Genomic DNA, 11,101 nt, shown 5'->3' with positions numbered 1-11,101 from the left:
GGTGGCCGCGCCGGGCGCCAGTTTCATCCTCGATGCCCGCGCCTCGCGCGCGGCCTCGGGCCGACAGATCACCGAGTACCGCTGGCGCCTGTTGCCGCCGACGGATGTTTGACCTTGCAGGAGAGTGGCCATGGCCGAATTCGTTCCCGGCACCGACATCAGCACCGACGCACCGACCATCGAGGTCACCGTCAACCCCGACAAGCCGCTGCCGATGGGCCGGCAGACCTTCCGGCTCGTCGTCATCGACGACGCGGGCAACGCGTCCAAGCCCGACGAGGTGACCATCATCGTCGCCGACCAGGACGCGCCGACCGCGGTGATCCGCGGGCCACGCATCGCCGCCTTCGGCAAGAGCTTCGAGCTGGACGGGTCCGCGTCCTTCGACGTCGGCGGCGGCAAGGTCGTCAAGTACGTCTGGACCTACCTGGGTCCGGTGACCTGAACGGAGCGGCGCGATGGCGAAGTTCCCGCTCCGCAAGCCCGTGACGACGGAGACCGCGACGGTCGAGGTCGACGCGGGCCTGGCCGTCGGCGCGCACCGCTTCAGCCTGACCGTCGTCAACGCGGCCGGGCTGTCCAGCCGCACGGCGGATGAAGTCGTCGTGCAGGTGACGCAGTCGCGCGTGGTGCTGCCGCCGATCGCGCCGGCACCGCCGGTGCGGCCTTCGGATCCGCGACTGCCGCTGGGGCCGCTGGAGCCGCTGGAGCCGCTGGAGCCGCTGGAGCCGATATCGCCGCTGCCACCGATAGAACCGATGCGGCCCTCGCTGCCCGCCCAACCGGCGCAACCGGTAAGGCCACAGCCGCCGAAGCCGGCTGAACCGGCGAAACCCAAACGACCGCCGTCCCCACGCACGTCGAGGAGACCCTCATGAGTATCCAGGCGACCAACGCCGATCCGCTGGTGGCGCAGCCGCGCGCGGACCGCCTCGCCTACGCCACCGGCATGCTGCTGGACGCGCAGGACTTCAGCGACGAGCAGACCTACCCCCGCGGCCGCCTGGCGCGCGCGCTGGCCTTCGTGGCCGGGCCCGGCACGATGGCCGGTCTGGAAGTGCGGTATGTGCCGGGCTCGGCGACGCAGGTCGAGGAGATCAGCGTCCAGCCCGGCGTGGCCGTGGATCGCCTCGGCCGCCTGGTGGAGCTGCCGCGCGACGCCTGCCTGCGCCTGCCGCGCTGGTACGACGCGTTGCGTCTGGCCGTCACCGGCGACGGCAGCCCCACCGGCAACGTGCCCGGCAGCGCGCTGACGCAGGCGGCCTACGCCGACGTGGGACGCTTCGCCTCGGCGCGGATGGTCGCGTCCGGCGTGGCGCTGCCGGCGCTGGCCGTCGTCGCCGATGTGTACCTGCGCTTCGCGGCCTGCGCGCGCGGGCTGACGCCGAGCTTCGCGCAGGGCCCGTTCGACGCGCTCAACGCGGTGTCGATCTCGCGGCTGCGCGATGCCTACGAGCTGCTGCTCATCCCGCGCGCGGGACTCGACGACGCCTACAGCGGCCTGCCGCTGCCGCCGGCCGATCCGGTCGCAGGCGATCCGGACGCGACACCGGAAGCGCGCCGCGACGCGCTGCAGGACGCCGTGCTGCACGGCTGGTCCGGCAGCGGCCACGCGGGCGGCGACGGCGGCCTGGAGCCTTCCCCCGAACAACCCCGCGACCTGGACCCGAGCGCGGTCTTCCTCGCCCGCGTCTTCATCCCGGTCGACACCGCGGCGCCGCCCGCGCGCATCGCGGAGGTCCCGCTGGTGGACAACTGGGGGCGGCGATTCCTGCCGCCGTCGGCGCTCTTCGCGCAATGGGCCGGGCTGTAGCAAGCCTCGCCCCCATCACCGACACCTCAGCGAAGAGCCGCACCGAGTCTTCAAGGAGTCCGACATGGCGATCAACCTCACCCTCGGCGCCGCCCGCGAGCGCATCGATCCCGTCGAGGCGCCGACACTGCGCAACCGCGGCGTGCTGGTCGAGGATCCGCGGCGCCAGCGCCCGCGCTACTTCGACGGCCGCTTCCTCGCGGCGCGCGACCTGATCCGCGACCAGCAGTACTTCCTGACGCGCGAGGCCGACCTCGGCCGTGCCGCCGGCAGCGGCGTCGCGCACGGGTTGTCGGTGTCCGAAGGCGCCACGCCCCACACCGTGCGCATCGCCGCCGGCGAGGGCCTGACCGGCGCCGGCGAGCTGGTGCTGCTGCCGCGTTCGCTCACCATCGACCTGGCCGACATCCCGCAGACCGAGCAGTTGTCCGCGCGCTTCGGCCTGTCGCGCCTGCCGGTCGCGCCGCTGCGCAGCCGCACCGGGCTGTTCGTGCTGGGCCTGCGGCCGGTGGAGTTCACCGCCAACCCGATCGGCGCATATCCGACCACGCTGACCGGCGCGCGCACTGTCGAGGACGGCGACGTCATCGAAGCCACCGCGGTCGTGCTGATCCCTTGGCAGGACGACGGCGCGGCCGATGCGCTCGACGCGCGTCGCGGCACGGCGGCGCGGACCATCTTCACGCAATCCGGCGCGCCGGGCTGGTCGGCCAACGTGCTGCCGGTCGCGATGCTCGCGCTGCAGTCCAACACGCTGGTCTGGATCGACGAGGCGATGGTGCGGCGCGAGCTCGGCGCCGACCGCGGCGACCTGCCCGGCCTGGGCTTCGCGCCGCGCGGCCTGCGCCTCGCCCATTTGATGCAGCACCAGAACCACCTGGCCGACGTGGTCGCGCAGTTCCACGGCCGCAGCTTCCCGGCGGCCACGCAGTTCCCCGCGCTGCCGCCGGCCGGCCCGTTACCCGCCGGCATCATCGACACGGTCGACTTCACGCAGCGCTACTTCCCGTCCGAGGTCGACGTCGACTTCTCGATCATTCCCGAGGACGAGCTGCCCGCGCTGGTCGAGGAGGCGCTCGCCCTGCCGCCGATCGACTTCCTCGCGCCGCAGGCGGCGTTGGACCTGACGGCGGTGCTGGTGCTCGCGCCGGTGCCGCGCGCCGACTTCGCCGCCGTGCGGGCGAAGCTCACGACCGTGTCGCGGCCGCTCAAGGCGGCTGCGCCCAACCTCGTCGCGCAGCGCAAGCCGCTGGAGATCCTGACCCGCCTGCGCATTCCGCTGCCGCTGCGGCCGGTCGATGTCTCCAACCCCTCCGACGCCGAATGGGCGCGGCTTGCGAAGCTCGACTCGCTGTGGTTCGTGCGACGGCGCAACCTCGCCTACCGCGACGACCTGGTCGGCAAGCCGATCGCCGTCGCCGGCGGCGCGGACGTCATCGTCGAACGTGCCATCACGGCGCGGGTCGAGGCCCTCGGCCTGAAGCCGGCGCTCGACAAGGTGCTGGCCGCGTCCAGCGCGCGGGCCGCGTCCAGCGTGATGTCGCTGCTGGCCTCGCCGCGCATCGCGGCCTCGCCCGCGCTGACGGCCGCGGCGCTCGGCGCGCTCAACGCGAAGCCCACGGGCGATCGCGTCGCGGAGCGCGACGCGGGCCTCGAGCATGCGCGCGTGCTGCAGGTCGGCGCGGAGCTCGCGGACGGTGCGGTCGGCAACGGCCTCGAGAAGCTCGAACGCCATGCCGGCGACGCCGTCACCCGCACCGCGCTGGTCAGCCTCGCGAGCAACGACAACTGGCGCAAGCTCGACACCGCCGCCAGCAGCGCCGAGGGGACGAAGCTCGACCAGTTGAGCGCACGCCTCACGCGCGTCCCCGGCGCGCCGGCCACGCCGACACCGACACCGACGCCCGACCCCGTCGTGGCTGATCCCGCCTCGAAGCTCAGTCCTGCGGCGAAGGCCTCCTCCGCGCCTGCGACCACGGCGTCGACAGCCACAAGGCCACCGCCAACGAAGACGAGCGCCGCAAAGACAAGCGCAGCAAGGACGACCGCCACGAAGACGACCGCCGCGAAGACCACCGCTGCGAAGACGACGGCGGTGAAGAAGACATCGGCAAAGAAGGCCGCGACGAAGAAGACCGCCGCGACCAGGCGCCCGCCGCAAACCTGATCCCCGGCTCCGAGGAGACCCATCGTGAGCATCACTCCCATCCGCGATCCGCTGGCCGGCGAGCGTGTCGTCGGACTCTCGCCCAGCAACGCGGTCGAGGCCACCAGCGACTGGCGCCGACGCCCCAACGTGTTCCCGGGTCGCTCGCTCACCGCGGGCGCGCTGACGCAATGGCAGGCCTGGCAGGCCGGCCACCTGGCCACGCGCGGTCAGGACTGGACAGCGGGCATCGTCAGCGGGCTCGAGGTCCAGGCGGGGCCGGTGATCCCGCCGCCACCACCGCCTCCCCCTGAGCCCGCACCGCCTGCGCCGACCGGCTTCAACGCGGTGGAGCTGCAGATCACACGCGGGCTCGGCCTGGCCTGCAGCGGCGAGGACCTGGTGCTGAACCAACCGCTGCGCTGCGTGCTGGCCGATGTGCCGGTGGTTGCGCCGCCCGGTTTCTTCGTCGACGGCAGCGGCGTCGAGCCGGGCACCGAAGGCGCACCCTCGACGCTGCGGGCGCGCAGGATCGGCCCGGCGCTGGGCGCGTTGGAAGCCGTCTCGCTCGCGACGCTGCCGGCCATCGGCGTGCTGGTGCTGCAACCGGTGACCGCGGACCGTTCCAGCGCGGACCCCATGGATCCGTGCGAGCGCAGCGCCTGCGACGAAGGCACCTACGGCGATGCCGCCGCCTTCGAGGACTGGCGCCTGGGCGACGGTGCACGGCTGCTCTGGTACGTGTGGCCCGGCGAATGGCGCGGCCTGCCCGCCGTGCCCGCGGTGCAGCTGCGCAACGCGCTCGCGTGGACCGTGTTCCAGGCCGAGGACGCCCTGCCCGAGGGCGAGGTGCTGCCCTGGGAGGAATTCGGCCTGCCGATCGCGCTGGTCGCGCTGGACGGCGTCACGCGCCAGCCGCTGTGGCTGGACCGCGCCAGCGTCGTGCGGCGCGGCGGCAATGGCCGCGATTCGCGCCTTGCTTACACGGGCGGCGCGCTCATCGCCGGCTCCCGCAAGCCCGCGCTGTGGCAGGCGCGCATCGAGCAACTGGCCGAGCAGGTCGCCGCGGCCGGCGAGCCTGCGCCGCTGCCCGAGACCCTCAACGACGCCTTCGGCCGCTACCTGCCGCCGGTGGGCCTGCTGCCGCGCAACGCCTTCGATCCGGCGACGCTCAAGAGCGGCTTCTTCCCCGTCGGCTTCGACCTCGACGCGGTGCCGGTGCCGGTGGAGCAGCTCGACCTGGCCGTGCGCGCGAGCGCCTCGCTGGCGCCGCTGTCGATCTCGGTGCCCGAGGCGGTGCGGCTGCTCGTGCCGGTGCCGCTGGGGTCGTGGGAGCCGCGGCTGCTGCACAAGGAGATCGTCGATCCGCTGTTCCAGAGGACGCTCGACGAGAACCTGCTGCGCCGCGCCCGCACCCTCGGCCTGCGCCAGGGACTGCGCAACAAGGCGGCGATGCTGTCGCACGCGCTCGACGGCAAGTCGCCGGTCGTGCCGCCGTTCAAGAGCGACCCCGACGCGGTCGAGACCGAGTCGCTCAGCCCCTGGGGCGAGCCCCCGCCCGGCGGCGGCCATCGCAGCGACCTGCGCGCCGGCCTGCACCAGCATTTCTTCGACGGCGCCAATCCGCCCTTCGTGGTCCAGACCGGCGAGTCGCTCTTCTGCTGGGTCTGCCTGGATCCCGACCATCCGCCGCGCACGCTGATGCTGCAGTGGCACACCGAGGGCAATTGGGAACACCGCGCCTACTGGGGCGAGGACCTGATCGGCTGGGGCACGCCGGCGGGATCCGCCGCGCACTTCCGCGCCGGCGACCTGCCGACGCCGGGCCAGTGGGTGATGCTCACCGTGCCCGCGTCCGCGCTGGGCCTGGCGACCAAGTCCCTCGACGGCATGGCCTTCGCGCTCTTCGACGGTCGCGCGGCCTACGGCCTGACCGGCGCGCGCACGCCGCAGGTGTGGCGCAAGTGGTTCTGCAACTTCCTGCCGCCGGGCGCCCGCGTCCAGGGCGAGGAGCCCTGGGACCTGCTCACCGCCAACGACCTGTGGACGCCGTTCGAGCCGCACGACGGCGTCGTGCCCAGCCTGCCGCAGCTGCAGTCCCAGGACGGCGGCGACATCTTCAATCCCGGCGCCGGATCGGCCTCCGCACTCGCGGTGCCGACCAGCGGCTTCAACCTCGCCTATCCGCCGATGTCGGGATGGCGCGGCCACACGCTGATGAACCGGGACGGCACGCCGATCACGGTCATCGAGAAGGGCGCGGCGGACCAGGTCACGACCTGGCTCTACCTCGACGAGCTGAACCCGCCGCGCTCGCTGTGGATCGGCGTCTACGGCCGCGGCCTGCGGGCGGACAACACGCCGACGTCCAGCATCCAGATCAAGTTCGCCTACTGGGGCGAGAACCGCTTCGCCGAGCTGCGCAAGGCGATCCCCGGCCTCGAGACGCTGCAGGCGCAGTCGGTGCGGGGCGGCGCGCTGCCGCGCTCGGGCAGCTGGGTGGAGCTGCCGCTGGCGCTGCCCGACAGCAACATCGTCGGCGAAGGCGGCGCGCGCATGTCGGTGTTCGGCATCGTCATCATGGCCTTCGACGGCACCCTGGCCTTCAGCGACCTGCGCCGCAAGCCGGCCGCCGCCGGCGCGCTGCCGGAGCTGATGTGGCCCAGGCAGGTCAGCGACGATCCCCGGCCGACGACCATCCCGACCTACAACCCCCTGCTCAACGCGGCGCTGCAGCCGCAACACAACCTCGGCGTGCTGACGCCGACGCCGTCTTCGCGCATCGGCACCGTGCGCGTCTACACCGAGCTGGTCGCCGATCCGCTGATCCAACGCCTGTCCGGCCACGAGCAGTCGCAACTGCTGCTGCGCGGGCTGGAGGGCTTCGCCGACTACCTGCGCACGCGCATCGACCGCGCCGACGACATCACCGACTTCGGTTTCGCGCACATGCAGGTGGACATGCACCGCATCCGGCAGCTGACGATGAGCGCGAGCGATGCGGGCCGCCTCGCCGTCTCGCCGACGCTCGCCGCGCTCGCCACCAGCGAGAGCGCGCTGGTCGTGCAGCAGCAGATCCAGGAGTACATCGGCAAGGTCAAGGCGACGGCATCGGCGCCGACGCCGGCCGGCGTTCCGAAAGGGACGGCGGGCATCGCGGCAGCGGCAGGCTTCAACGCCACGCCGTCGGTCACAGCGGCCGCGATCAATGCGGCGGCCGGCGAGCGGGTAGCGACCCTCGCGCAGTCGAGCGCCGGCATCAACGCCGGCCTGCGCGCCGACTTCAACGCCAATGTCAACGCGCAGCTGAATGCGCCAGTCAACGCCCAGATCAACAACCGCATCGACGCGCGCGCGCAGGTCGAGGCGGTGCTGATCAAGCCGCCGAAAGCGCCGCCGCCCATCATCTATGCCAATCCGGTGGTGGGGCTGTCGGAGATCCGCACCACGGCGATCGCCGAGCGGCTGAAGAATCCGCCCTCGCCCGAGGCGCGCAACTACGCGCTGGCCAACCGGCAGCGCACGGTGATGTCGCTGCTCGGCCTGCTGGAGGCCTTCGCCGCCGAGGACAGCGGCGAGCTGCCCGCGCTGTTCCAGGACTTCCAGATCCCGGGGCTGGCCAACGATCCCTTCCTTGTCAATGCCACGGGCCAGCAGCGGCCGCTGACGGACTTCCGCGGCAACGCGGCGCTGCAGGCGGCACTCGCCAAGCCGCCGACGGGATCAGACGCGGCGCTGGACGAAGCCACGCTGTTCACGCAGGCGGTGAGCCTGTCCGACATCACCATCGCGATCCTGCGCCAGCTGGAAGCGCGGCTGACGGTCTACCGTGACGCGCTCAACCGCTGCGACAGCGCGCTGACGTCGCTGCGCGGCGAGATCGACACGATGACGGCGCGGCTGTCCCAGGTCGGCGACGCGCTGGCGGAGGCGCGACACGACGTCAGCGTCGCGCGCGCGCTGCTGGCCGAGGAGTCCGAGCGCGTGGACGGCATCAACACGCGCCGCGCCAAGGTGCTGGCGGAGGAAGTGAAGTTCATCGCCTTCATCCGCCCGCGCGAGGCCGACAACCTGCTGTCCGCGCCGACGCGCGCGGTCGATCCGGGGCTGGTCGATCCGGCCGTCCCCGCCTGTCTGCGCGAGCACCCCGACGCGCCGGACGAGCTGCTGGACATGCTGCGCGTGGTGCGCGAGGCGCCTGCCAGCTGGTTCGTGCGCGCGCCGCCGCTGCTGCATCGGCTGGACAAGGTCGATCACCTGGTGCGGCTGGTCGGCAGCGCGCAGGCGCGGGCCGTGGCGGGCCTCGCGGCGCCGATGCTGGCGGTGCAGACGATCGCTGCCAGCACCAAGGTCGCGACCGGCATCGTGCAGGTCGCCACGCGACAGGCCGAGGCGCTCGCGCCGCGCATCGCGACGCTGCGCACGCTCGACCTCAACGGGCTGAAGGTCGCGACCTGGCAAGGCGTGCGGCAGCAGGCCGAGCAGGTGGTGAGCTTCGGCGACCTGGCCGAGGGCGGTCACGGCCGCGCCGACGTGGCGCGCGAGGCCGCGGCGGAGTTGGACCGCATCCGTTCGGTGACGGCCTGCCTGCATGCGGAGTTCAGCGGCGTGCTGCCGGTGATCCGGCTGCAATGGGCGGAGATGCTGTCGGAGTTCGACGCCGCGCCCAACCTGCGCAACCTGGCCAGCCTGCCGCGCTGGGGCGAGATCGCCTACCTCGATCGACGACAGATGCAGTCCTACGTGGACTGGCTGTTCGCGCAGATCGAGCCCGGGCAGCCATCGGCGGTCGCGCTGGTCAACGATGTGGTGCGCATGGCGCTGCTGCTGGCCAGCCACGCGCCGGTGGACCGCATCGTGCAGGGGCGCATGGCGCGGCCCACGCCGGGCGTGATCCCGGGCACGCGCATCCCGTTGACGGTGCTGGACACGACCAAGCTGCGCGTCGGCATGCAGGCGCTGATGTACCGCGGGGACACGCTGGTGGCGCGCGCGACGGTCGAGGACCTCGGCCAGCAGGAGGTCGCCGCGCGCGTGATCCACACGGCGTTGGCCAAGGTCGACCTGGGCGACGACGTGCGGGTGCACTTCGACACGACGGCGATGGTCAGCCTGTCGGCGGGCGCGGCGAAACGCACGCTGTTCAAGGCGAGGTGATCGCATGGCCGCGCCTGAACGCACCGTCCGCCGTCTGCGGCTGCGCGCCCCCGGCGAGGCGTCGGTGCGCCGGATCCTGCCGACGCTGGAGGATGCCTTGCGCTGCGCGAGCCTGGGCGACGACGGCGGGCGGTTGATCGTCGTCAGGAAACTGGCGCTGGGGCGCGTGACGGCGGGCGCCACGTCGCAGGCGCTGTCGAGGTTGATCGAGGAGAAGGCGGCCGCCGTCTCGCGGCAATGGGTGGCGTCGGGCGATCCCTCGGGGCACGCCCTGACGGACGGCGACGATGGCGCCGCGGACCACGCGGGCTGCGTTGTCTTCTCCGGTGTGCTGGAGGCGCGCATCCAGTTGGCCGCGCAGTTGCTGCGGGTACGGCGCGCCGAGGCGTGGTACTGGCCGCTCGCGGTGCCCGAGTTCGACGCGGCCTTGCCGGCGCGGCGCAACCTCGCGCGGATCGCCTTCGCGATCGCGCACACGCCCGAGGGCCGCGTCGCGCTGCCGCAATGGGCGGCGGCGCTCGTTCGTGGCGTCGGCGCCGCGCGCGTCGCGGTGTGCTTCGACGAGGATGTGGCCGATCGCCTGCTGGACCTCGTCGGTCTGGCGCGAGGGCCAGGTCATGCGTCCGCCGAGGGATCGGCCCGCCGGGCGCGGATGGCGTCGGACGATGCGGCAGGCCCGATGGGGATGCCAGCGGATCCATCAGCCTCCGCGTCGACGTCTGACTCGACGTCCACTGCCCCATCCGGTGCGGCGGATGGCGACGACGCGCTCGTTCCGCGTTGGCTTCGTCGCTTGCTGGAGGCTGCCGGATCGGGGCCTCCCGCGACCAGCGGTCGCGAAGCGAGGTCCCAGGCGACGAGCACCGATCTCCCGCCCGGATCGACTGACGCAAGCACGCGATGGAATCAGCGCCTCCCCGCCCTCGACCCCCGCGATGACGGCGCGGCGTCATGGAACGGTTCCGTCGACCGGTCTGATCGCGCGCTGAGGTCGACGACAAGTGACGAGTCGGCAACGATGTCGATCGATGCTCGCCGTGGTGCACCGTCCTCTCCGCTCGCGCAAGAGGCGGGCGAGACGGACCACGCACGCGATGAGCGCGCTCCGCTGCGCTCGGACGCGTGGCCGTGGCTGCAGCCGACGGACTGCGGAGGATTGCTGTTCCTGCTGCCCGTGCTGGCGCGACTGGGCGTGCCGCAACGCTCGCCGGACGACGAAGCGGCCTGTCGCCTCGTGGCGGCGGTGCTTCGACTGGCGCTGCAGCGCTCGCATGCGCGGCGTGACGATCCGATGTGGCGTCTCGCGCAAGCGCACGGCATCGACGCCACGCTGGACGCGCACGCGGGATCGAATGCGGAAGCGGAAGCGGAAGCTGAGGTGGTTTCGGAGGCGACGGTCATGTTGGCCCACGTCCGTCGTTGGCTCCACCGTGCTGGTCGGATCGGACTCGTGCGACTCGTTCGCCGCAGCGGCCACGTGTGCGCGACGGCCACACACGTGGACCTGCACTTCACGCTCGATCAATGCGACCTGCGGCTGCGCCGGCTGGGGCTCGACCTCGATCCCGGCTGGCTGCCGTGGTTCGGCCGGGTCGTCGCCTTCCACTATGGAGCACGCGACGCATGAACGCCCCGCAAGCCACCGCCACCCTGCAGGTGCCCGCGCTGCACCTGCTCGCGCTGTCCGCGCTGCAGTCGGGCGACGAGTCCGCCGGCCCGGAAGCGGCGTGGCTGGCCGCGGCCTCGTCGCTGGTCCAGGTGGCCCAGGTCGGCCAGCTGGGACACTTGGGCCAGGTGAGCGAGGCTGACCTGGTCTCCATGAACGGCGCGCCCTCAGGTCGGACGCTGCTTCAAGCGTGGCTCGACGAGCCGCCGGTCGAAGACCAGTTGCTGCACGCGCTCGCCCGGGCGCTTCCGCTGCGACCGCCGGAGCTGATCGCCGTCGCGCTGGCGATGGCGGTGGAAGTCGACGCCATGGCCGCACG

Annotated in this window: 7 protein-coding genes; all 7 read left to right on the top strand. The window is 72.7% G+C overall.

Annotation, left to right across the window (positions count from 1 at the left end):
- Positions 1–130 precede the first annotated feature (130 nt).
- The gene (locus VF536_RS04885) at positions 131–445 is read left to right on the top strand and encodes a hypothetical protein (RefSeq protein ID WP_331613680.1); all 315 of its coding nucleotides are present in this window, start codon (positions 131–133) and stop codon (positions 443–445) included.
- Between the two features lie 13 nt (positions 446–458).
- On the top strand, positions 459–878 hold the full coding sequence (locus tag VF536_RS04880; RefSeq protein WP_331613679.1) for a hypothetical protein: 420 nt from the start codon (positions 459–461) through the stop codon (positions 876–878).
- On the top strand, positions 875–1,813 hold the full coding sequence (locus tag VF536_RS04875; protein WP_331613678.1) for a hypothetical protein: 939 nt from the start codon (positions 875–877) through the stop codon (positions 1,811–1,813). Before VF536_RS04880 ends, VF536_RS04875 begins: the two co-directional genes overlap by 4 nt.
- 64 nt (positions 1,814–1,877) lie before the next feature.
- A complete protein-coding gene (locus VF536_RS04870) occupies positions 1,878–3,980 on the top strand; it encodes a hypothetical protein (RefSeq protein ID WP_331613677.1) in 2,103 nt (700 codons plus the stop codon).
- Between the two features lie 24 nt (positions 3,981–4,004).
- Positions 4,005–9,116, top strand: coding sequence for a hypothetical protein (locus VF536_RS04865; RefSeq protein WP_331613676.1), 5,112 nt, complete (start codon positions 4,005–4,007; stop codon positions 9,114–9,116).
- A 166-nt stretch (positions 9,117–9,282) separates the two neighbouring features.
- On the top strand, positions 9,283–10,743 hold the full coding sequence (locus VF536_RS04860) for a hypothetical protein (protein ID WP_331613675.1): 1,461 nt from the start codon (positions 9,283–9,285) through the stop codon (positions 10,741–10,743).
- Positions 10,740–11,101: hypothetical protein (locus VF536_RS04855; protein ID WP_331613674.1), on the top strand; the 362-nt coding region annotated here is incomplete at its 3' end. The genes VF536_RS04860 and VF536_RS04855, both read left to right, overlap by 4 nt.

Source organism: Roseateles sp. (assembly GCF_036486225.1).
Classification (GTDB): Bacteria; Pseudomonadota; Gammaproteobacteria; order Burkholderiales; family Burkholderiaceae_C; genus Roseateles.
Note: the sequence above shows the minus strand (reverse complement) of the source record. Positions and strands in the feature narration are given on the sequence as shown.

What these genes read in the sequence shown, in the direction of transcription:
- VF536_RS04885 (WP_331613680.1), top strand. Translation starts at nt 131, where the DNA reads ATGGCCGAATTCGTTCCCGGCACCGACATCAGCACCGACGCACCGACC.
- VF536_RS04880 (WP_331613679.1), top strand. Translation starts at nt 459, where the DNA reads ATGGCGAAGTTCCCGCTCCGCAAGCCCGTGACGACGGAGACCGCGACG.
- VF536_RS04875 (WP_331613678.1), top strand. Translation starts at nt 875, where the DNA reads ATGAGTATCCAGGCGACCAACGCCGATCCGCTGGTGGCGCAGCCGCGC.
- VF536_RS04870 (WP_331613677.1), top strand. Translation starts at nt 1,878, where the DNA reads ATGGCGATCAACCTCACCCTCGGCGCCGCCCGCGAGCGCATCGATCCC.